This window comes from Streptomyces sp. NPDC001714, assembly GCF_042892755.1.
GTDB lineage: Bacteria > Actinomycetota > Actinomycetes > Streptomycetales > Streptomycetaceae > Streptomyces.
The window spans coordinates 41,416-63,866 of record NZ_JBIAUL010000010.1; the positions used below are offsets into that span (position 1 = coordinate 41,416).

20 protein-coding genes are annotated in these 22,451 nt (G+C 70.8%); 6 read left to right on the forward strand and 14 right to left on the reverse strand.

From position 1 onward, the window contains the following. Positions 1-463 precede the first annotated feature (463 nt). From ACFY0P_RS25520 to ACFY0P_RS25535, 4 genes are all read left to right on the forward strand, one after another. Positions 464-3,235, forward strand: coding sequence for a LuxR C-terminal-related transcriptional regulator (locus ACFY0P_RS25520; RefSeq protein ID WP_388917351.1), 2,772 nt, complete (start codon positions 464-466; stop codon positions 3,233-3,235). A gap of 147 nt (positions 3,236-3,382) precedes the next feature. After that, complete coding sequence (locus ACFY0P_RS25525; RefSeq protein ID WP_388917354.1) at positions 3,383-5,296, forward strand: HAD-IIIC family phosphatase; 1,914 nt, start codon at positions 3,383-3,385, stop codon at positions 5,294-5,296. Continuing rightward, positions 5,293-5,520: a phosphopantetheine-binding protein gene (locus tag ACFY0P_RS25530; RefSeq protein ID WP_388917357.1), complete on the forward strand. Its 228-nt coding sequence runs from the start codon at positions 5,293-5,295 to the stop codon at positions 5,518-5,520. Before ACFY0P_RS25525 ends, ACFY0P_RS25530 begins: the two co-directional genes overlap by 4 nt. After that, the gene (locus ACFY0P_RS25535; RefSeq protein WP_388917360.1) at positions 5,517-6,398 is read left to right on the forward strand and encodes a 2-oxo acid dehydrogenase subunit E2; all 882 of its coding nucleotides are present in this window, start codon (positions 5,517-5,519) and stop codon (positions 6,396-6,398) included. Before ACFY0P_RS25530 ends, ACFY0P_RS25535 begins: the two co-directional genes overlap by 4 nt. Before the next feature lie 85 nt (positions 6,399-6,483). On the opposite strand, the gene ACFY0P_RS25540 is transcribed toward ACFY0P_RS25535, so the two are convergent. Continuing rightward, positions 6,484-7,221, reverse strand: coding sequence for a thioesterase II family protein (locus ACFY0P_RS25540; protein ID WP_388917363.1), 738 nt, complete (start codon positions 7,219-7,221; stop codon positions 6,484-6,486). A 2-nt stretch (positions 7,222-7,223) separates the two neighbouring features. Next, the gene (locus tag ACFY0P_RS25545; RefSeq protein WP_388917366.1) at positions 7,224-7,988 is read right to left on the reverse strand and encodes a BTAD domain-containing putative transcriptional regulator; all 765 of its coding nucleotides are present in this window, start codon (positions 7,986-7,988) and stop codon (positions 7,224-7,226) included. A 203-nt stretch (positions 7,989-8,191) separates the two neighbouring features. Between ACFY0P_RS25545 and ACFY0P_RS25550 the strand changes: the two genes are divergently transcribed. After that, complete coding sequence (locus tag ACFY0P_RS25550) at positions 8,192-9,529, forward strand: carotenoid oxygenase family protein (RefSeq protein WP_388917369.1); 1,338 nt, start codon at positions 8,192-8,194, stop codon at positions 9,527-9,529. 69 nt (positions 9,530-9,598) lie between these two features. Beyond that, a complete protein-coding gene (locus ACFY0P_RS25555) occupies positions 9,599-11,182 on the forward strand; it encodes an acyl-CoA carboxylase subunit beta (RefSeq protein WP_388917372.1) in 1,584 nt (527 codons plus the stop codon). A gap of 19 nt (positions 11,183-11,201) precedes the next feature. Here the strand turns inward: ACFY0P_RS25555 and ACFY0P_RS25560 are convergent, their stop codons facing one another. From ACFY0P_RS25560 to ACFY0P_RS25615, 12 genes are all read right to left on the reverse strand, one after another. After that, the gene (locus ACFY0P_RS25560) at positions 11,202-12,140 is read right to left on the reverse strand and encodes a glutaminase (RefSeq protein ID WP_388917375.1); all 939 of its coding nucleotides are present in this window, start codon (positions 12,138-12,140) and stop codon (positions 11,202-11,204) included. A gap of 36 nt (positions 12,141-12,176) precedes the next feature. After that, complete coding sequence (aspA, locus tag ACFY0P_RS25565; protein WP_388917378.1) at positions 12,177-13,592, reverse strand: aspartate ammonia-lyase; 1,416 nt, start codon at positions 13,590-13,592, stop codon at positions 12,177-12,179. Between the two features lie 162 nt (positions 13,593-13,754). Further along, the gene (locus tag ACFY0P_RS25570) at positions 13,755-14,771 is read right to left on the reverse strand and encodes an asparaginase (protein WP_388917381.1); all 1,017 of its coding nucleotides are present in this window, start codon (positions 14,769-14,771) and stop codon (positions 13,755-13,757) included. A 43-nt stretch (positions 14,772-14,814) separates the two neighbouring features. After that, entirely contained in the window at positions 14,815-16,254 is a 1,440-nt protein-coding gene (locus tag ACFY0P_RS25575; protein WP_388917384.1) for an amino acid permease, read from the reverse strand. Next, on the reverse strand, positions 16,251-16,928 hold the full coding sequence (locus ACFY0P_RS25580) for a FadR/GntR family transcriptional regulator (RefSeq protein WP_089105704.1): 678 nt from the start codon (positions 16,926-16,928) through the stop codon (positions 16,251-16,253). The genes ACFY0P_RS25575 and ACFY0P_RS25580 overlap by 4 nt, the downstream gene beginning before the upstream one ends. A gap of 183 nt (positions 16,929-17,111) precedes the next feature. Further along, entirely contained in the window at positions 17,112-17,948 is an 837-nt protein-coding gene (locus ACFY0P_RS25585) for an undecaprenyl-diphosphate phosphatase (RefSeq protein ID WP_388917387.1), read from the reverse strand. A 72-nt stretch (positions 17,949-18,020) separates the two neighbouring features. Continuing rightward, positions 18,021-18,395, reverse strand: coding sequence for a fluoride efflux transporter CrcB (gene crcB, locus ACFY0P_RS25590; protein WP_189263656.1), 375 nt, complete (start codon positions 18,393-18,395; stop codon positions 18,021-18,023). Next, a complete protein-coding gene (locus tag ACFY0P_RS25595; RefSeq protein WP_388917390.1) occupies positions 18,392-18,808 on the reverse strand; it encodes a DUF190 domain-containing protein in 417 nt (138 codons plus the stop codon). Before ACFY0P_RS25595 ends, crcB (ACFY0P_RS25590) begins: the two co-directional genes overlap by 4 nt. Continuing rightward, a complete protein-coding gene (gene crcB, locus ACFY0P_RS25600) occupies positions 18,805-19,266 on the reverse strand; it encodes a fluoride efflux transporter CrcB (RefSeq protein WP_388917393.1) in 462 nt (153 codons plus the stop codon). The genes ACFY0P_RS25595 and crcB (ACFY0P_RS25600) overlap by 4 nt, the downstream gene beginning before the upstream one ends. Positions 19,267-19,335: 69 nt before the next feature. Then, the gene (locus ACFY0P_RS25605; RefSeq protein WP_388917396.1) at positions 19,336-20,289 is read right to left on the reverse strand and encodes an SMP-30/gluconolactonase/LRE family protein; all 954 of its coding nucleotides are present in this window, start codon (positions 20,287-20,289) and stop codon (positions 19,336-19,338) included. 29 nt (positions 20,290-20,318) lie between these two features. After that, on the reverse strand, positions 20,319-20,606 hold the full coding sequence (locus ACFY0P_RS25610) for an ArsR family transcriptional regulator (RefSeq protein WP_388917399.1): 288 nt from the start codon (positions 20,604-20,606) through the stop codon (positions 20,319-20,321). Positions 20,607-20,813: 207 nt separating this feature from the next. Beyond that, on the reverse strand, positions 20,814-22,373 hold the full coding sequence (locus ACFY0P_RS25615) for a glycosyl hydrolase 53 family protein (RefSeq protein ID WP_388918164.1): 1,560 nt from the start codon (positions 22,371-22,373) through the stop codon (positions 20,814-20,816). Positions 22,374-22,451 lie beyond the last annotated feature (78 nt).

Consider the following 22,451-nt stretch of genomic DNA (forward strand, 5'->3'; position numbering starts at 1 on the left):
CTAAAGGAGATACCCAGCATGATTATGACATGCCGGAAGATGCGGCATTCCTTGCCCGACTTGGGGCACCTTGACATTCACTATCCGTTTGATCTAAATTTGTGATGCGGATTACGATCAAGCAGAAAGGCTGGACGGTGCGTCTTCCCGCCACCCCCCGGGCGAGCCTGCGCCTTTCGTCCGATAGAGACGTTGCCCTCCCGCTCGGATCCGGTCACTGTCGATGTACGAGTGGCGGCGCACCTCGACCGCCGCGACCGTAGCACGAGTGACCGTGACACCCGAGCTCAATGGCGAGCACAGCCGCGGGCCTTCGGCCCATGGCGCCGGGACCGTCGCCGCGACCGTGACATGATCGACGTCACCGCGGCCGACCACCGCTTTCCTGGAAATCAACGGGGGCACCATGACGTCTGGCACGATCGCCGCAGAAATTCCCGTCCCAATATCCCAACGAGCGGAGATGGACAAACTCCACAGTGCCCTGATGGCACTGAAAAGCGGACAGGGGCGCGTCATCGAAATTGCCGGGCCGCCGGGCACCGGAAAATCCAGGATGCTGGCCGCGATATCCGCGAAAGCGCAGCGCCTGGGCATGGCGGTTCTCAATGCGCACTATACGGAAGCGGAAATTCCGGAAAACGTTCCGACGCCCGCCGAAACGCCGGAATTCGTCCGGGTGGCCGGCGAAGCGCTGTTCCCGGGTGCGTCGCTTCCAGCGAACGGACGGCTGCTGCACGAGGCGCTCGGCGCCCTGCCGTCCCCGGCCCGCGACTGCCGGGCGGTGGTCCTGCTCGACGACTTCCACTGGGCAGGCCGCGGCGCCGCCGAACTGGTCGAGCAGCTGATGCGGCGGACCGCCGCCGTCCCGCTGCTCCTCGTTCTCGCCCACCGGCCCAAGCAGCTGCCCCACGGCCCGCGCACCGCACTGGCCCGCGGCGTCGAGCAGGGCACCGTCGAGCGGGTCGACCTGGGGCCGCTGGCTCCGGCCGAGTCCGCACGCATACTCGGGCTGCCCGTCTCCGACGCCCGCCTGCTGGAACTGCACCGGCAGAGCCAGGGTGTCCCGCTCTTCCTGCTGGCCCTCGCCGAGGCCGGGCCGGACGGCGCCATTCCGGAGCGTTACGCGGCTCCCGTACTCGCGGAGATAGCCCGGCTGCACCCCGACGAACTGGCCGCCGCGCGGGCCGCGGCCCTGCTCGGCAGCCGGTCGTTCGACCTCGAATCGATCGCGGCGGTCGCCGAGTTCGACATCCCCCGCGCGGTCCGGGCACTGGACGGCCTGCTCCACCGCGACCTCCTGTGCGCCGTGGGTATCCGGCTGTCCTACCGCCACCCGCTGCTGCGCAAGGTCGTCGAGCAGGGGACCGACCCCGCCTGGCTCGCCGCGGGGCACCGCCGGGCCGCCGACTTCCTGGCCGCACGATCCGCCTCCCCGGTCGAACTCGCCGCCCACGTCGAGCACTGCCTCGGCGACCCCATGCCCGGCGACGTGGAACTGCTGCACCGGGCGGCCCAGGAGGCGCTGCGCACCGACCCTGGATCGGCCGCGCGCTGGGCCCGGGCGGCGCTGCACGTCACTCCGGCCGAGGACGACGAACTGCACCGCGCCCTGACCACCATCCTGGCCACGTCGGTGGGGACCGAGGGGCGGCTGGAAGCCGGCCGTGACCTGCTGCACGCCCTGCGCTCCCAGCACGAGTTGGCGCCGGCCGCCACCATCGCGCTCTACGCCCAGGTGGAGACGCTGCTCGCCAACTACCCAGAAGCGGAGGCGCTGCTCACCGCGGAGCTGGCCCGCTTTGAGCAAATGCCCCAACCGCCGCTGGACACGGTCGAGATGATCGTGACCGAGGGATTGATCGCCGCCCTCGACGGCCGCCCGCCGCAGCCCGGGCGCATCGACCTGGCGCTGCGCGTCGCCCGCGCCCACCGCTCGGGCCTCGCCGAAGCCGGGGCGCTGGCCCTGCAGGGCCTCGGTGCCGCCCTGGAGAGCCGGATGGACAGCGCACGGGCCGCGCTGTCCGAGGCGTCCGCCCTGATCGACCGCTTCACCGACCTCGATCTGGCCGCCCGGCTGTCGTATCTGATGGCGCTGGCCTGGAGCGAGGCGCTCACCTACGATTTCCACAACGCCCAGCGGCACTTCGCACGCGGGGTGTCCATCGCACGCAAGTACGGCCGGTGCCACCTGCTGCCCGTGCTACTGCTCGGCATGGCCGTGACCCACCTGCAGATTGGCCGGCCCGCCGTCAGCCGTGACCTCGCCCGTGAGGCCGGGGCCCGCGCCCGGGCCTCGCAGGCCCGGCACGTGCACGGCCTGGCTCTGGCCGTCGAGGCGCTCGGGGCGGCCTGGACGGATCCCGGCGAGGACGCGCTCCGGCTCGCGGAAGAGGCCGTGACCGTCCTGCAGGGTGCGCAGTTCAGCTGGGCACTGGCCGCCCCGCTCGTCCTGGCGTCCGTGGCACGGTTGCGCGGGGACCGGCGCAGGGCGGTCACCCTGGTCTTCGACAGCGGCGGCGGCCCGGCACTCCAGGAGCTGCCGACGGTGCTGCGGGCCCGGTCCTACGAACTGCTGGCCGGAGCGGTGATGGAGTCGGGGCGGGCGTTCTCCGCGCCGGCCGATCCGGTGCAGACGTCGGACGGCTGGGCGAGCCGTGCCGAGGAGGCCGCGCGGGCCACCGGCCTGGCCGCACACCGGGCGCACGCCGGCATCGCCCGGGGACACGCGCTGCGCACCCGCGACGACTTGGCGGCCGCTCTGGAGAGCTACCGGACGGCGGGCATGCTGTTCTCCTCGGCCGGCATGACCCGCGACCAGGCCCTCGCCCTGATGGCCGGCGCTTCGTGCGCCGCGGCGGCGGGACGCGCCGACGACGCCGCGTCGATGCAGCAGTTCGCCGTCGAACTCGCCCATCGAATCGGCTCCGAGACCATCGGCACCTATCTGCGGCAGCTGCGCACGCCCACCGCCGAGCCGGTGGCCATGTCCGAACTCACGCCCAGGGAGCGGCAGATCGCAGCCATGGTCGGCGACGGGAAGAAGACCAGGGAGATCGCCCGCCAGCTGTCCCTGAGCCCGCGCACGGTCGAGGTGCATCTGACGCGGATCTACCGCAAGCTCAACATCGACTCACGCACCTCGCTGGCCCTGCTGCTGGCGGGAGCGGCCGGGCAGAGCGGGCCGGCCGGGGAGCGGGTTCCCGGGGACGAACGGGCGGCCCAGGCTTGGTGAGCCGGGCCGTCGCGGCCGCCCGGCGGCGGGCCGCGGCGGCACCCGGGAGGGAAACGCGGCAAGGGACGCGTAAGAGCGTCTTTAGGGCCGTCTCGGAATGTGGAGACACACCCCGAGTACGACCACCCGTTTCCCGGAAGGACCGGAATGGTGACGAGCCGACCGGACGCGCTGGACGAACTGCTGGCCCTGCACCGGGACGGCAGACTGCTCTCGGAGTTCCCCGGGATCGGACCGCTGCTCGACGTACTCGACGACGGCCGGCGGATCACGGCGGGCCGTCGGCTGGCCATGCTCGACCCGGCGGCCCTGCGGGCAGCGCACCCGGGGCTCGCCGCACTCACGGTGGCCGTCACCGGACACGGCACCCTTGCGGACCTGGTTCCGGCCCTGACCGCCGAGTTCGCCGCCGCCGGGATCGTCACCCGCCCCGTGGTCTCCGACTTCGACTCCTGGATCTTCGACCTCGCCGACCCGGAGAGCGGTCTGTACGCGGCCGACCCCGACCTGGTGCTCTGTCTGCTCGACCATGCCGTGGTGGCGGACACGCTCCCCGGACCGTGGGACGTCGACGACATAGAGAGGGCTCTCACGGAGACCCTCCGCACGATCGAAGGGCTGACGGACCGGTTCACGGAACGCAGCAAGGCCGTGCTCGTCCTCAACACCCTCCCCCTGCCCGCCTCGTTCACCGCCCTCTGCACCGACGAGGCCGCCCGTGCCCGGCTCGGCAGGCTCTGGTACGAGGCGAACGCCAGGCTGCTGGCCCTGCCCGAGCGGTACCCGTCGGTGGTCGTGGTGGACCTCGCCGCGCTGACCGCCGAGGGCGTCCCCGTGGCGGAACCCCGGCTGCGCGCCTACGCCCACGCGAACCTGTCACCCGCACTGCTCGGCCGGTACGCACGCCGGATCGGCCCGGTCGCCCGCCGGCTCACCGGGCGCACCCGCAAAGTGCTCGTCCTCGACCTCGACGGCACCCTGTGGGGCGGTGTGCTCGGCGACGACGGACCCGACGGCATCGAGCTGGGCGACGGCTACCGTGGTACGGCCTTCCAGGACTTCCAGCGCGTGGTGAAGCAACTCGGCGCACAGGGCGTACTGCTGGCCGCCGTCAGCAAGAACGATCCGGAGACGGTGCGAAGCGTGCTCCGCGACCATCCCGGCATGGTCCTGCGGGAGGAGGACTTCGTCAGCGTGGCCGCGAGCTGGCGGCCGAAACACGAAAGCCTGCGCGAGCTCGCCGAGGTACTCAACCTGGGCACCGACAGCTTCGTGTTCGTGGACGACAGCTCCTACGAGTGCGGGCTGGTCCGCCGGGAACTGCCGGAGGTCGCGGTCGTCGAACTCGACGGCGAGCCCGCGCTCCACGCGGAACGGCTGCTGGCCGGGGGGTACTTCGACGTGGCCGGACTGACCGCGGAAGACCGGGCCCGCCCGGCCCGGTACCGCCAGGAGGTCGAGCGCAAGTCGTTCCTGGAGAGCTTCGACTCCCTCGACGGCTATCTGCGCGAGCTGGACACCCGAGTGCTGCTCGCCCCGGCCGAACCCGGCGATGCCGCCCGGGTGTCCCAACTGACCCTGCGGACGAACCAGTTCAACCTGACCACGGTACGGCTCCAGCCGGCCGCGGTCGAGCGGCTGCTGGCGGATCCGGACGCCAGGGTCCTGACCATCCGTGCCGCGGACCGGTTCGGCGACCACGGGCTGGTCGGGGCGGTGCTGCTGCACCGCGAGGGCACCCGGCTGAACATCGACAACTTCCTCCTGAGCTGCCGGGTGTTCTCCCGCGGCATCGAACACGCCTGCCTGGCAGCGGTGTTGCGCGCCGCCCACGACAGCGGTGTCACGGAGGTGACCGGCAGCCACCGGCTGACGGCGAAGAACGGCAAGGTGCGGGACTTCCTGGAACGCGGTGGGTTCACCGTCGTCGAACAGGACGACACGGTGACCGCCTTCCGGCACGGGCTGACGGAGCTGCTCGCACCGCCGCCGTACATCACGCTGGACGACCGGGCCGGTGCCGGCCCGGCCTCCCCGGCCCACGAGGAGAGCACGCTGTGAACAGCATCGACGACTTCGTCGTCCTGGTCCGCGACGAGACCGGGCTGGAGGTGACGCCGGAGAACGTCCACGCCGTCTTCGACGAGGTGCCCGGCTGGAACTCGCTGCATCTGCTGACCCTGCTGACCGTCCTGGAACGCGAGACCGGCCGTACCCTGTCCCTGCCCGACGTGCTGGAGGCCCCCAGCCTCGCGCACGTCTACGAACTGGCGGTCCCCCGGTGAACGGCGCGCCCTTTCCCCGCGCCCGGCTGCACACCCTCTACTTCCTCGGCCACGTCGCGGACTTCTCGCCGGTGTTCCTCGACACCGAGGTCGACATGACCCGGGTGCTGGCCCACCGGGAGGCATCTCGCGTGAACGGGGAGGCCTGCTCACCGCTCACCTACGTGCTGTACACGGCGGCACGGGTGGTCGCCGCTCATCCCGACGCCAACGCGGCGGTGCACCGGGGGCTGTTCGCTCATCGCGTCCGGCAGTTCACCGGAGCCTCCGGCAAGATCACGTTGGACAAGCGGCTCAGGGGGCGCAGGGTGGTGCTGTCAGCGGTGCTGCCCGGGCTGGACACAGTGTCGCTCACGGAGATCCAGCGGCAGGTCGCCCACTACCGGGACGGCGATCCGGAGACCATGGCGGAGTTCGCGCCGGTGCGGTCGCTGCAGCGGCTGCCGGAGCCCGTCGGCCGCACGCTGTTCCGGCTGTCCCGGCGTTCACTGGCGCGGCGGGAGGCGATGATGGGCGGCTTCGCGGTGACCTCGCTCGGTCACCGGTCCGTGCAGGGCTTCCACTCCGTGGGCGGAACGACGCTCACCTTCGGTCTTGGCCGGGTGGAGGAACGTCCGGTGGTCCGGGGCGGTGAGATCACCACCGCCCCGCTGCTGCGGCTCAACCTCGCCTTCGACCACCGCGTGGTGGACGGCGCCGAGGCGGCGGACGTACTGCACGAGGTCAAGGAGGCCCTGGAGGGCTTCACGGCGGAGGCGGCGGAGCATCCGGGGACCCGGGTGCCGGGGACGGTGACGGAACCGGCGCGAACGGCGCCCAAGGCGCGGGGCGGCGACGGCATCGCGGCCGGACCCGCCGTGGATCAGAGGGCCACCTGACCGGTTCCCCTGCCGTGGCCCGCCACGGATCTCACCGCCCGACGGGGGTCACCCGCTCCGCAGGACCCGGCGACCCCCGTCGCGTTCACACCCGGCTCCTGACCGCGTCCCGGATCAGCCGGACCACCTCGTCCTGGTGCTCCGCGAGGTAGAAGTGGCCGCCGGGGAACACCGCGGACGCGAACTCGGCGGTGGTGTGCTCCCGCCAGGCGAGAGCGTCCTCGACCGGTGTGACGGGGTCGCGATCGCCGGTCAGCGCCACCACGGGGCAGTCCACGACCGCCTGCGACGCCGGGTATCCGGCCAGTGCCCGGTAGTCCGCGCGGATCGCCGGGAGGATCATGGCGAGCAGCTCGGGGTCGCCGAGCACCCGGGCGTCGGTACCGGCGAGCCTGCGCAGTTCCAGCAGCACGCCGGCGTCGTCGCGCCGGTGGACGGTCTCGGGTACCTGCCGGGACGGTGCCCTGCGGCCGGAGACGATGAGCACCGCGGGCGGCCGGCCTGCGGCCGACAGACGCAGTGCCGTCTCGAAGGCGACCACCGCGCCCATGCTGTGCCCGAACAGGGCCAGCGGCCGGGTGTCCTCACCGCTCAGCGCGTCCACCACGTGCTGCGCGAGCCGCCCGATCTCGGCGACCGGCTCCTCGCTCCGCCGGTCCTGGCGCCCGGGATACTGCACGGCGAGCGTCTCCGTCTCGGCCCCCAGGCGCTGCGCCAGCGGGTAGTAGAAGCTCGCGCTGCCGCCCGCGTGCGGCAGACAAAGGAGTCGGGGCACGCCGGGCGGGGCCTGCACGTAGCCGCGGAACCAGTTGCTGCGCGGCACGCTCACACCACCTGCCGGATGCCGCCGTGGTCCGTGGCCAGGATGCCCTGGTGGAGCTCGCGCAGTCCGCGCCCCGGCTCCAGTCCCAGCTCCCGGTGCAGCACCGTGCGGGCAGAGCGGTACACCTGGAGCGCGTCCGCGCGCCGCTCGGAACGGTACAGCGCGAGCATGAGCTGACGGTAGAAGGCCTCGTGCAGGGGGTGTTCGGCGATGAGCGCGAACAGCAGGGGGATCAGTTCGTCGTGCAGCCCCAGTTCGAGGTTGGCCTGGACGAGCTTCTCGGTGCACTCCAGCCGCATCTGGTCCAGCCAGGCGGTGAACCCGGTGATGATGGGGCCGCTGCTGATGTCGACCGGGGCCGGTCCCCGCCACATGTCCAGCGCCACGTTGAAATGGGCCACCGCGTCGGCGTGGTGCTGTGCCCGGGCTGCCGCCCGCCCCTGGTTCACCAGGTGCTGGAAGGTCTGGAGGTCCAGCTCGCCCTCCCGCGGCGCGATGACGTAACCCGGCGCGCGGGTGACGATGATCCGGGGACCGCCGGGCCGTTCCAGGGTCTTGCGCAGTTGCGAAATGTAGACGTACAGAGCCGCGGTGGCCTGCCGGGGCGGTTCGTCGCCCCAGATCTCCGCGATGAGCTGCTCACAGGAGACGATCTCTCCGGAGCGGATGAGCAGCGCTGCCAGCAGCACCTGCATCTTGCGTGCGCTGACGGTGACGACCTCCTCGTCGTCTGTGACGCGGAGTGGACCGAGGATCTCGTAGCGCATGTACATGCCCCCGTCAGGTGTTCGATTCCTACGATGTGGCCCGCCCACCCTGACACGGGCGAAGATTCGTACGCATCAGCGAAAGCACGTACGTGGCCGGGCCGGTGACCCAAGTCACAGAGCCCCTCGGTAGCCGCACCCAAGGTGGTCTTTAGCCCCCGCTGTGAGCATCGGCCCATCGGACCGACGCTACGGGAGCACCCATGGGCAACCGCTACCTCGAAGGACCCTTCGCCCCGGCCACGGAGGAGACGACGACGTTCGATCTGCCGGTGACGGGCCGCGTTCCGGCCGCACTGAACGGGCGCTACCTGCGCAACGGCCCCAACCCGCTGGGGCTGGACGACGCCGAGGCCTACCACTGGTTCCTCGGGGCAGGGATGGTACACGGTATCCGGCTGCGGGAGGGGCGGGCCGAGTGGTACCGCAACCGCTGGGTGCGCTCGCAGGCCATCGCCACGGCGCTCGGTGAGGAGTGGACGCCGGGCCCCCTGTTCTCGGACATCGACGCGGCACCGAACACCCATGTCATCGGGCACGCCGGACGAACCTTCGCGCTCGGCGAGGGTGGCGCGACCCCCTACGAACTGGGTTACGAGCTGAACTCGTTGGGGCCGACCGACTTCGGCGGCACCCTGCCGGGCACCTACTCCGCGCACACCAAGCGCGACCCGGCGACGGGCGAACTGCACGCCATCGCCTACTTCTGGGGCTGGCCGCACATCCAGTACTCGGTGCTGAGCCCGGCGGGCCTGGTCAGCCGCACGGTCGACATCCCGGTCCAGGACAGCCCGCTCATCCACGACTTGGCCCTCACCGACCGGTTCACGGTGGTCTACGACCTGCCGGTCACCTTCAGCATGGACCTGGCCATGAGCGGCGCGTCCTTCCCCTACGCCTGGAACGACGCGCACCCCGCCAGGGTCGGGCTGTTGCCGCGGGACGGCGACGCCGACGGCATCCGCTGGTTCGACGTGGAGCCGTGCTGGGTCTTCCACACCCTCAACTCCTATGACGACGAGGAGCGTGTGGTGATCGACCTGGTGAAGTTTCCCAGGATGCTGCAGGGCGGGCAGCTCGACGGCAATCCGCCGCCGGTCCTGGAGCGCTGGACGCTCGATCTCGGCAGCGGCAAGGTGGTCCAGGAGACTCTCGACGACCGGGCACAGGAGTACCCGCGGATCGACGAGCGCCTGGTGTCTCGCCCGCACCGCTTCGGCTACACCGTCTCGGGCCTCGGCACCTTCCAGCTCAGGAGCGGAGAGGCCATCCTCAAGCGCGACTTCCGCACGGGCCGCAGCGAGGTGCACACCTTCCCGGCCGGGCACGCGGTGAGCGAGGCGGTATTCGCGCCGGCCTCCCCGGACGGCGCAGAGGACGACGGCTATCTGCTGTCCCTGGTCGCCGACCCCGACCGCGGCGCGACCGACCTCGTCATCCTGTCGGCCCAGGACGTCGCCGGGGCACCCGTGGCGGTGGTGCACCTTCCCGTCACCGTCCCCCTGGGGCTGCACGGCAGCTGGATCCCCGATCTCATCTGAGCCGGCCGCCGCCGGGAGCAACGCCGCTCCCGGCGGCCGCTGCGCACCGACCGACGAACAGGAGCGGTGATGACGGACGTACTGACGGCTGCCGACCCCTCGGCGGCGACCCGGCTCCGGGTCGCCGAGCTGCACGAGATCCGTGCGGCGGCCGTGGCGGGCCCCAGCGAGAAGGCGACCGAGGCGCAGCGCGCCAAGGGCAAGCTGACGGCCCGGGAGCGCATCGAGCTGCTCCTGGACCCGGGTTCCTTCCAGGAGGTCGAGCAGCTGCGCCGGCACCGCGCGGTCGGCTTCGGCCTGGAGGCCAAGAAGCCGTACACCGACGGTGTCATCACCGGCTGGGGCACGGTCGAGGGCCGTACCGTCTTCGTCTACGCGCATGACTTCCGGATCTTCGGCGGCGCTCTGGGCGAGGCCCATGCCACCAAGATCCACAAGATCATGGACATGGCCATCGCGGCCGGCGCCCCGCTGGTCTCGCTCAACGACGGCGCCGGCGCCCGTATCCAGGAGGGTGTCTCCGCCCTCGCCGGCTACGGCGGCATCTTCCAGCGCAACACCAGGGCGAGCGGTGTCATCCCGCAGATCAGCGTGATGCTCGGCCCGTGCGCCGGTGGCGCGGCCTACTCGCCCGCCCTCACCGACTTCGTCTTCATGGTCCGCGAGACCTCGCAGATGTTCATCACGGGGCCGGACGTCGTCAAGGCGGTCACCGGCGAGGAGATCACCCAGAACGGCCTCGGCGGCGCCGACGTCCACGCGGAGACCTCCGGTGTCTGCCACTTCGCGTACGACGACGAGGAGACCTGCATCGCGGAGGTCCGCTACCTCCTCTCGCTCCTCCCGCAGAACAACCGCGAGAACCCGCCGGACGCACCCTGCGACGACCCGGTGGACCGGCGCGGAGAAGTCCTGCTCGACCTGGTCCCGGCCGACGGCAACCGCTCCTACGACATGCGCCGGGTCATCGAGGAGATCGTCGACGACGGCGAGTACCTGGAGGTCCACGAGCGCTGGGCGCGGAACATCGTCTGCGCGCTGGCCCGGATCGACGGCAGGTCCGTCGGGATCGTCGCCAGCCAGCCGGCGGCGCTGGCGGGCGTGCTGGACATCTCGGCGTCCGAGAAGGCGTCGCGGTTCGTGCAGTGGTGCGACGCGTTCAACATCCCGCTCGTGACGCTGTTGGACGTCCCCGGTTTCCTGCCCGGCGTCGGCCAGGAGCACGGCGGGATCATCCGCCACGGCGCGAAGCTCCTCTACGCCTACTGCAACGCGACCGTGCCCCGGATCTCCCTGATCCTGCGCAAGGCCTACGGCGGTGCCTACATCGTCATGGACTCCCAGTCGATCGGTGCCGACCTGACCTACGCCTGGCCGACGAACGAGATCGCCGTCATGGGCGCCGAAGGCGCCGCCAACGTCATCTTCCGCCGGCAGATCGCGGAGGCGGACGACCCCGAGACGATGCGCGCCCGCATGGTCAAGGAGTACAGGGCCGAGCTCATGCACCCCTACTACGCGGCCGAGCGCGGCCTGGTCGACGACGTCATCGACCCGGCCGACACCCGCGCGGTACTGGCCTGCGCCCTGGCGATGCTCCGCACCAAACACGCCGACCTGCCGCTCCGCAAACACGGAAACCCCCCGCAGTAGCAACCCGGTCGGTGGAGCACTAGAACACAGACAGCCCCGTGAGCGTCGTGAACCTGTCCAGCGCCGCCACTCCCGCCACCGAGTTGCCCCGCTCGTCCAGGCCGGGACTCCATACGCACAGCGCACAACGCCCCGGCACCACGGCGATGATCCCGCCCCCGACCCCGCTCTTCCCCGGCAGCCCCACCCGGTACGCGAACTCGCCCGCCGCGTCGTACGTCCCGCACGTCAGCATCACCGCGTTGACCTGCTTCGCCTGGCTTCTGGTCAGCAGGCGAGTGCCGTCGGCCCGGATGCCGTGGCGGGCCAGGAAGGTGGCCGCCAAGGCGAGGTCGGCACAGGAGGCGGCGACGGAGCACTGGCGGAAGTACTGGTCGAGGAGGACCGGGATCTCGTTGTCGATGTTGCCGTACGACGCCATGAAGTGGGCCAGCGCCGCGTTGCGGTCGCCGTGCTGGGACTCGGAGGCGGCGACCTCCTTGTCGAAGTCCAGGGAGGCGTTGCCGCTCTCGGCCCGCAGGAAGCCCAGCAGCTCGCCGGCCGCGTCGCCGGTACGGGTCTGGAGGCGGTCGGTGACGACGAGGGCGCCCGCGTTGATGAAGGGGTTGCGCGGGATGCCGTTTTCGTACTCCAGCTGGACCAGGGAGTTGAAGGGGTTGCCGGAAGGCTCCCGGCCCACGTGCTCCCAGAGTTCGTCGCCCTCACGGGCCAGGTCGAGGGCGAGGGTGAAGACCTTGGTGATGGACTGCGTGGAGAACGGCTGCCGCCAGTCGCCGACGCCGTAGACCGTGCCGTCCAGCTCGGCGACGGCCATGCCGAAGCTGCGGGGATCGCAGGCGGCGAGCGCCGGGATGTAGTCGGCGGGGCGGCCGCGGCCCGGTGTGCGCTCTATCTCCTCGGCGATACGCTCCAGGACCGGCAGGAAGGCTTGGGACGACGTCATTGCCATGATCACCATTGTGCCTCCGGGCCGGTCCTGATGCGTACTCGCAGGTCAGGCGAGGGGCGAGCCGCTGCCGGCGACGACCTCGGGGCGCAGCAGGTCGGCGAGCCGCTCTGCGGGCAACAGGCCCTTCTCCAGGACGAGTTCGGCCACGCCCCGGCCGGTGACGAGGGCCTCCTTGGCGATGTCGGTGGCCGCCGTGTAGCCGATGTACGGGTTGAGGGCGGTGACCAGGCCGATGGAGTTCTCGACCGTGGCCCGCAGCACCTCGGTGTTGGCGGTGATGCCGTCGACGCATCGCTCGGCCAGCGTGCGGCAGGCGTTCCGCAGGTGCGTGATGCTCTCCGACAGGGAGTGCAGGATGATCGGCTCGAAGGCGTTCAGCTGGAGCTGCCCGGCCTCGGCCGCCATGGTGATGGCGACGTCGTTGCCGATGACCTCGAAGGCGACCTGGTTGACGACCTCGGGGATCACCGGGTTGACCTTGCCCGGCATGATCGACGAACCGGCCTGCACGGGCGGCAGGTTGATCTCGCCGAGCCCGGCACGCGGCCCGGACGACAGCAGCCGCAGGTCGTTGCAGCTCTTGGAGAGCTTGACCGCGATCCGCTTGAGCACGCCGGACATCTGCACGAACGCCCCGCAGTCCTGGGTCGCCTCCACGAGGTTGGCGGCGGTGACCAGGGGCAGCCCGGTGATCTCGGCGAGGTGCCGGCGGGCCGACTCGGCGTACCCGGCGGGTGCGTTGAGCCCGGTCCCGATCGCGGTGGCGCCGAGGTTGATCTCGTGGATCAGCTCGACGGCCTCGGCGAGCCGGCTGCGGTCCTCGTCCAGCATCACGGCGAAGGTGGAGAACTCCTGCCCGAGCGTCATGGGAACCGCGTCCTGCAACTGCGTACGGCCCATCTTCAGGACGTCCCGGAACTCGACGGCCTTGCGCCCGAAGGAGTCCTGCAGCACCGCCATCGCCTTGAGCAGGCCACGCACCGCGAAGACCGTCGCGATCTTGACGGCGGTCGGATAGACGTCGTTGGTCGACTGACCGAGGTTGACGTCCTCGTTGGGGTGCAGGTGCTGGTACTCGCCCTTCCGGTGCCCCATCAGCTCCAGCGCCCGGTTGGCGACGACCTCGTTGGCGTTCATGTTCGTCGACGTCCCGGCGCCGCCCTGGATGACGTCGACGACGAACTGGTCGTGCAGCTTGCCGGCCCGTATCTCCCGGCAGGCGACCACGATGGCAGCGGCCTTCGCGGGCGCCAGCAGCCCCAGCTCCTCGTTGGCGAGGGCGGCGGCCTCCTTGACGGCGGCGAGGGCGTCGATCAGGTGCGGGTAGGCGGAGATCGGCGTGCCGGTGATCGGGAAGTTCTCGGTGGCCCGCAGGGTGTGCACACCCCAGTAGGCGTCGGCGGGCACATCACGGTCACCGAGCAGATCGTGTTCGCTACGGGTGACGACGGAGGTGGTCATGAGGGTGGGATTTCCTCTTTCGGAGGGAGTGATTTTTCAGGACCGTGACTGAGGCGCCCCGATAGGGGCGCTGGGGGTACCCACGGCCGAAGGCTGGGGGAGGAACTGCGCGACCAGCCACAACGGACCCGCAGCCGCCGACCGACAAGCCGGCCCGCCCCACTAGGCGCACACAGCCGCCTCTACCGGCTCCAGCGATCGAACGGGCCGCACACACCCGACCGCTCGCCCGCCCCCGAGCAGCGCCTCACCGGCGAACTCGGTAAGCAGTTCCGGAGAGACCCCGGCCCGCGCCAACGCCGCGGCCGTCACAGGAATCCGCGCCCGGTCCGCCCCGTCCGCGATCTTCACGGCAACGGCCCGCCCGTCCGGCAGCGCAGCCACCTCGACGCCCTCGAAGCCGTCCTTGGCCAGCAGCCCCGGCACGGCCGCCATCAGCGCGGCCACGTCACGCCCGGCACCGGACGCCATCTCGGCGTGCTCCCGCATCGCGTCGGCGACCCGAGCCTCCGGCGTACCCGGCGCGGCGGACACGATCCGCGACACCGCGCGCGCCAGCCCGTGCAGGGAGATGGAGAACAGCGGCGCCCCGCAGCCGTCCACGGTCGTCGCCGCGACCCGCTGCCCGGTCAGGTCCTCGACGATCTCGGCGATCGCCTGCTGGAGCGGATGGGCCGGGTCGAGATAGTCGTCCAGCGACCACCCGTTCAGCTTCGCCGTCCACAGCATCGCCGCATGCTTCCCGGAGCAGTTCTGCGCGAGCCGCGACGGCTGCCGGCCGGCCCGGATCCACTCGTCCCGCACGGCGGAGCCGTACGGCATGTCCGGCACGTTGCGCAGGTCGGCTTCCGTCAGTCCGGCGAGGTCGAGGATGCGCCGGGTCCCGGCGAGGTGCCGCTCCTCGCCGGAGTGGCTCGCGGCGGCCAGCGAGAGCAGGTCACCGTCGAGCGGCAGCCCCGCCCGCAGCATGGCCACGGCCTGGACGGGCTTGAGGGCCGAGCGCGGGTAGAACGCGGCCTCGATGTCGCCGAGCTGGAACTGGACCTGCCCGTCGGCGCCGAGGACGACGACGGAGCCGTAGTGGATGCCCTCGACGACCCCGCCGCGGATGAGGTGGGCGACGGGGGCGTGGAGGGGTTCACGGACGATGGGTGCGCCCGCGGGGGAACTGCTGTACATCACTGCCTGGTCTCGGGTGAGTCGGGACGGACCGGTACGCGGTTCACGCGTCGGTTCCGGTGGACGGGCGCGCGAGGCGGCCGCGGATGGCGTACCAGCCGGCGACCAGCGCGGCGACGATCAGCGGCAGGCACAGCACGGTGGTGCGTCCGGCGCCGCCGTCGGCGTACATGAGGACCAGGACGGCGGCGAGGAACGCCAGCGTCACGATCTCGGTCCAGGGGGAGCCCGGCAGTCGGTAGCCGGGGCGGGTGAGTTCGCCGTTCTGGGTCTTCCGCCAGAACAGCAGGTGACAGAGCATGATCATGCCCCAGGTGCAGATGATGCCGATCGCCGCGAAGTTGAGGACGATCTCGAACGCGTCGGCGGGGACCACGAAGTTGAGGCCGACGCCGAGGACACAGATACCGCTGGTGAGCAGGATGCCGCCGTACGGGACCTGGCTGCGGCTCATCTTCGCGGTGAACTTCGGGGCGGAGCCGTTGACGGCCATGGAGCGCAGGATGCGGCCGGTGGAGTAGAGGCCGGAGTTGAGCGAGGACATGGCCGCGGTGAGGACGACGAGGTTCATCACGCCGCCGGCCGCCGGGACGCCGATGTGCGAGAGCACGGTGACGAAGGGGCTCTGTCCCGCCGTGTACTTGTTCCAGGGCAGGAGCATCGAGAGCAGGATCACCGAGCCGACGTAGAAGAGGCCGACGCGCCACATGATCGAGTTGATCGCCTTGGGCATGATCTTCTCGGGGTTCTCGGTCTCGCCCGCGGCGACGCCGACCAGCTCGACCGAGGCGTACGCGAAGACCACGCCCTGGATGATCAGCAGCATGGGCAGCAGGCCGTTCGGGAAGACGCCGCCGTTGTCGGTGATCAGGGACGGGCCGGGGGTCGCGCCGTCGACCGGGTGCTGGGTGACCAGCAGGAAGATGCCGATGACCATGAAGATCACCAGGGCGCTGACCTTGACGATCGCGAACCAGAACTCCAGTTCGCCGAAGATCTTGACCGAGATCAGGTTCACGGTGAGGACCACGGCCAGGGCGATCAGGGCGATCACCCACTGGGGTATGTCGGAGAACATCCCCCAGTAGTGGGTGTAGGTGGCGACCGCGGTGATGTCGGCGATGCCGGTGGTCGCCCAGTTGAGGAAGTACATCCAGCCCGCGGTGTAGGCGCCCTTCTCGCCCAGGAACTCCCGGGCGTAGGAGACGAAGGCGCCGGAGGACGGGCGGTACAGGACGAGTTCGCCGAGGGCGCGCACGACGAGGAACGCGAAGACGCCGCAGACCGCGTACGCGACGAAGAGGGAGGGTCCTGCGTCGGCGAGGCGGCCGCCGGCGCCGAGGAAGAGGCCGGTGCCGATGGCGCCGCCGATGGCGATCATGTTGACGTGCCGGTGCTTCAGCGACTTGCTGTAGCCGTGGTCCCCGGCGTCGACATGACGGGACGAGGGGCGCGTCTCGTCTTTGAGGTGCTGTTCGCTCACGCCTCGGTTCCGCCTTCCTGGTGCTGGTCCGTGCGCGCGGGGCGCACGATGTGGGTGAGGGTGGTCTCGACGCGGTCGAGGTGGTGGCTCATGGCGTCCACGGCGTCGATCTCGGAACCGTCGATCAGGGCCTCGACGATGGCCCGGTGCTCCCGGTTGGACTGCTCTCGGCGGCCGCCCAGCTCGTTGAGGAAGGCCGACTGACGCGCCAGTGCGTCGCGGATCTCCTCGATGACCCGGCGGAAGACCGGGTTCTGGGCGGCCTCGGCCACGGCGAGGTGGAAGAGGGTGTCCATCGCGACCCATGCGGTGGTGTCCGTCTCCCGCTCCATGCGGTCGAGCAGATGGGCCAGGTGGTCCAGGTTCTCCGGGGTGCGGCGCAGCGCCGCGTACCCGGCGACCGGGATCTCGATGTGCCGGCGCACCTCGAGCAGGTCGCTGGCCGCGTAGTCGCCGAAGGTGGGGTCCTCGACGGCGTTCGCGACCACGAAGGTGCCCTTGCCGGTCTTGGAGACGGTCAGGCCCATCGTCTGCAGGGCCCGCAGGGCCTCGCGCAGGACGGGCCTGCTGATCTCCAGGGTGCGGCAGAGCTCCGCCTCGGAGGGGAGCTTGTCGCCCACGGCGTACTCGCCGCGTTCGATGGCGGCGCGCAGGTGCGCCAGTACGGCCTCCATGGCGCTCACACGCCGCGGGGGCTGTCCGGCTGTCGGGCTGTCTGACAGGTTCACGGGTGAGATGTTCCGGGTTCCGGGACGAGGCTGTCAAGGTTTCGAGAAAGGAAACATTCACGGGGTGCGGCGCCTGAATGCAGGCATCGCACCCCGCGGCGGAGCGGTGACTCGTGGAACGGCGACCGGTCAGGCGTTGACGGTGCCCGTGGCGAGCAGGCCGAAGACCGCGAGGCCGATCACGATCCGGTAGATCACGAAGGCGTTGAAGGAGTGCTTGGCGACGAACTTCAGCAGCCAGGCGATGGAGGCGTAGGCGACCACGAAGGAGACGATCGTGCCCACGGCCAGCGGGGCGGCGCCCACACCCGCGCCGAGGGCGTCCTTGAGCTCGTAGATGCCGGCGCCGGTCAGGGCCGGGATGCCGAGGAAGAAGGAGAGGCGGGTGGCGGCGACCCGGTCCAGGTCCAGGATGAGCGCGGTGGACATGGTGGCGCCGGAGCGGGAGAAGCCCGGGAAGAGCAGGGCGAGGATCTGCGAGCAGCCGACCAGCATCGCGTCCTTGAAGGAGGTGTCGTCCTCACCACGCTTGTGGCGGCCCATCTGGTCCGCGCACCACATCACGCCGGAACCCACGATGAGCGAGCCGGCGACCACCCACAGGGAGGCGAGCGGGCCGTCGATCAGCGGCTTGGCGGCGAGACCGACCAGGACGATCGGGATGGTCGAGTAGATGACCCACCAGGCGAACTTGTAGTCGTGGTGGTAGCGCTCGTTCTTGTTGACCAGTCCGCGGCCCCAGGCGGAGACGATCCGCTTGATGTCCTTGAAGAAGTACACGAGCACGGCGGCGATGGCGCCGACCTGGATGACGGCGGAGAACCCGACGACGGACTGGTCGTCGACGGGGATGTTCATGAGCCCCTCGGTGATCTTGAGGTGGCCGGTGGAGGACACCGGGAGGAACTCGGTCACCCCCTCGACTACACCGAGGACGGCGGCCTGACCGACAGAGATGGCGCTCATGGGATCCAGTTCTGCAGAGTTTGGTCGACAGTGCTGTAGACAGTCTTACAGGGGGCGGGTGTGAGGCAAGTCCTAGGCCCAGACGGCCTGGGCGATCGCCACTCCGGCGAAGGCCGCCCCGAGCCCCGCCACGAGGCTCGCGACTACGTTGGCGGCAGCGTAGAGCCCGGCGCCGGTCTCGGTAAGCCGGAGGGTCTCGTAGGAGAAGGTCGAGTACGTCGTCAGCGCCCCGCACAGCCCGGTGCCGAGGAGCAGCTGGAGGTGCGGACTCGCGGCGCCCGCCGAGGCCGCGCCGGTCAGCAGGCCCAGGATCAGGCAGCCGGTGACGTTCACCACGAAGGTGCCCCAGGGGAAGACGGAGTCGTGCCTGGCCTGGACGGCGCGGTCGGTGAGATAGCGGAGCGGAGCACCGACGACGGCACCGAGGACGACCAACAGCCAGTTCACAACGACTTCTTACCCTTCGCGTCCGATTCGCCGGTTTCGTCAGTCCTGCCGACGATGGGGGTCCCCCCGGTCGAACGAAGTTGAGACTGGGGGAGGATGACCTCGCAGTCGTCCAAGGTCACGAGCCCCTCGGTCACCAGCTCGTCGAGCTGCGGCAGGAACGCCCGGACCCGCTCCTCCGTGTCCACGACGACGACCGCCACCGGCAGGTCCTCACTCAGCGACAGCAGCCGGGAGGTGTGGATGCGGGAGGAGGCGCCGAAGCCCTCGATGCCCCGGAAGACGCTGGCGCCCGCGAGCCCGGCCGCGTGGGCGCGGTGCACGATCTCCGTGTAGAGGGGCTTGTGGTGCCAGATGTCGTCCTCGCCGATGTAGACGGTCAGGCGCAGGGCGCGGCCGGTCAGTCTCGTCATCGCTGCCTCCGGGTGAGGACGCGGCGGGTCACGGTGGCCGCGCACCACACCGCCGCGAGGGCCGCGCACAGGGTCGCGGCGAGATAGGCCAGCCCGGTGGCGGGCCGGCCGTGGTCGACCAGTTTCTGGATGTCGACGGCGTAGGTGGAGAACGTGGTGAAGCCGCCGAGGACGCCGGTGCCGAAGAACGGGCGGACCAGGCGGTGTGCGGGGAGCCCTTCGGTGATCAGGACCAGGAAGGCGCCGATCACCGCGCAGCCGATGACGTTCGTCCAGAAGGTCGCCCAGGGGAATCCCCCGGCGGCCGTGGGCAGGGCCAGGGCGAGGGCGTAGCGGGACACCGCGCCGATCGCGCCGCCGGCGGCGACCACCGCGACGACCGGTGCCTGGGTACGCCACTCGGGCCGCCGCCGGGGGCTCGGCTGGACTCGGAGGCTCTCGGCTTCCGGGGCTGTCATGGTCGTACGTCTCCTGTTCGGCACCGCCCCTGACGGGTGCCTCAGGGTACCGCCGGGCGTACCCGGCGGTCACTTCGCGGTGGGGGCCGCGCAGACCGCGACGCCGGGCTCCCAGACGCTGCCGAGGACCAGGTGGCGGCCGGTCCGGCAGACGCTGGTGACCATGCGGAAGCCGGAGTCGCGGCGGGCCAGGTGGTGGACGACCCGGCCGTGGTCGTCGAGCGCCAGCACGGCGACGGAGCCGACGGGGCGGTAAGGGGCGTGCACGGCGGCCCGGGCGGCCGCCCGGCGGACAGCGAGGGGGCTGTGGTGGAAGACGTCGAGCGGGGGGTTGCGCGGGCCCGCGAGGGCGACCCAGACGAGGTCGCCGTCGCGCCAGATGTTGTCGGGCATGCCGGGGAGCTCGGCGAAGAACTCGGCGCGGCCGGTCCGCGGGCCGGTGAGCCAGTAGCGGGTGAGGCGGTACCCGCCGGTCTCGGCGACGATCAGGAAGGTGCCGTCGCCGCTCACGGTCAGCCCGTTGGCGAACTGGAAGCCCTCCCAGGCCACTTCGGCCGTGCTCGCACCCGGCGCGAGGCGCAGCAGGCGGCCGGTGCCGCTGTGCTCGACGATGTCGCCGATCCACTGGTCGAGGGGGAAACGGCGGCTGGAGGCGGTGAAGTACACGGTGCCGTCGGGCAGGGCGACCACGTTGCTCGCGAACCGCAGCGGCTCCCCCTCGACCGTGTCGGCGAGGACGTGGACGGCGCCGTCGGTGAGGCCGACGCGCAGCAGACCGCGCTCGGCGTCGCAGACCAGCAGGTCGCCGTCCGGGAGGAGGTCGAGCCCGAGCGGGCGGCCGCCGGTCCGGGCGAGGGTCCGTACCCGGGCGGTGTCCGGGTCACCGAGCCCGTCCAGGCGCAGGATACGGCCGTCCTCGACGCCGGTCAGGATCCGGCCGTCCGGATCCGTCACCACGTCCTCCGGGCCCCGGCCGCCGACGGCTACGTAGTGGAGGGGGACGAGGCGTGTGGGTCGGTCCATGAGTCCCATGGTGGCAGGGGTAACCGCTCTCACCAGCCCTTCTCGAACATCCGGGCCACTTCGGCGATCCGGATCTCGTCGCGCCGGTAGTAGACGCGGTACCGGATGCGCTTGGTGCGCAGCAGGCCGAGACGGGCCAGCAGGCCCAGATGGGCGCCGGCGACCTTGCGGGAGACCCCGAGTTTGGCGGCGACGGCCCGGACGGTGACGCCGTCCTCGGCGAGGTCGGCGTGGCGCTGGGGCGGGAAGTGGGCCGCCGGATCCTTGAGCCAGTCCAGAATCTCCAGGCGGCTTGCGCGCGTGGCGTTCCTCAGCATCCGACCGGCCTCCGTCCCTGCCTCCTCGCAGTGTGTGTTCCCACTGTCCCGCAGCCGAAGCCCCCACGTGAGGGGGTCGGGGCGCGTTGTCCGAGATCGAACGGCCATCCGAGGTCGGCCGGTCGGGGGCTTGCCCGTGGAGCATGTCCGGGACAGGGCGGAGGGGCCCGACCGTCCCCTTACGGCCGGGCCCCGGTCAGTGGTGGTTCAGCGGTGGCTGAACCACGCCATGGAGGACAGCGCCTTGTCGTCGTAGCCGAACAGGGCCTGGTTCTCCCAGCCGTTGCCGGAGGAGGCGTCGGTCGGGTCCCAGCCGTTGCCGGTGACGGCGGTCCAGGTCGCCTCCCAGTAGAAGACGCCGAGGCCGCGGCCGTTCGGGACGGCCTCGACGATGTTCGCGACGGAGTTCATCCAGGCCAGCTGGCCCGCGGCGGTGGCCGGGTAGCCGGTGACCAGTTCGCTGCTGGTGTCGATCTGGTTCTCCAGCGAGTCGTCCTGGGCAAGGGTGAACGGGTAGGCGGTCTCGGCGATGAAGACCGGCTTGGAGTAGCGGGAGGCCACGTCGTCCAGGGTGGTCTGCGCGGCGGCCAGTGAGCCGTGCCAGTAGCCGTAGTACGACAGCCCGATCACGTCGTAGTTGATGCCGTAGGTCTTGGCGTTGTCGAACCACCAGCGGACCGTGGCGTCGTCGCCCGCGTTGGCCAGGTGCAGGGCGACCTGGGTGGAGGAGGAGACCGCCTTGGCCGCGCTGTAGCCGGAGTTGATGAGGCCGGCGAGCTGGGACCAGTTGCTCGTGGAGCCCTCGGACCAGAGCATGCCGCCGTTGATCTCGTTGCCGATCTGGACCATGTCGGCGGTGGTGCCCTGGGCCTTCAGCGCGTTGAGGACGTCGTACGTGTGGTTGTACACGTCGGTCTTGAGCCGGCTGTAGGAGTCGTTGGCCCAGGCGGCGGGCTTGGTCTGGGCGCCGGGGTCGGCCCAGGTGTCCGAGTAGTGGAAGTCGACCAGCAGCTTCATGCCGGCGGCCTTGATGCGCTTGGCCATGACCAGGACGTGCGCCTTGTCGTTGTAGCCGTCAGCCGGGTTGACCCAGACCTTCAGGCGCGCGTAGTTCATCCCGGCGTTCTTGAGGATGGTGACCGCGTCCCCTGTGGTGCCGGAACTGGTCTTGTAGACCCCGCCCTTGGCCTCGCTCTTGGCCAGTGACGAGATGTCGGCGCCCTTGATGGACAGGCCGGTCGAGCCGGACGCGAAGGTCAGGTCGTCGACGTTGATCCAGTTGCCCGCGTTGGCGTCCGAGTAGATGCTGATGGTGCACTGGTTGTTGGTGACCGCGATCGAGGTGACGATCCGTACCCAGCTGCTGGTGGAGACAGGCAGGTCGGTCCTCTGGTCCGAACTGCCGCAGTTCTTCAGGGATATGTAGGCGGAGTTCTGCCCCCCGCTGGAGCGGACCCAGGCGGTGAGGGTGTAGGTCCCGTTGGTCAGCCCCGACAGGTACTGGTAGGTCTCCACCTTGTAGGCGGCGGCCGAGTAGTGGCTGAGGCGGTAACTGCCGCTGTGGCCGCCGGACTCGGTGTACGAGGCGCCCGTGTCGCCGTACTCCGACCAGCCGGTGGGCGTGGCCACACCCGCACCGTCCGACTCGAAGCCGCCGTTGGTGAGGGTGCTCGCCGCCTGGGCGGTCTGCGCCGGGAGGGCGGTGAGGGCGAGCCCGGCCAGGAGCGGCAGCAGCAGGGCTCTGAGGGTGCGTCTGGGATGGAACATCATCGTCCGTCGTCCCTTCGACGTGACTGGGGTGGGGTGTCCTCCGGCGGGGCCGGAGGAGGCCCCTCCGCCCGCGGC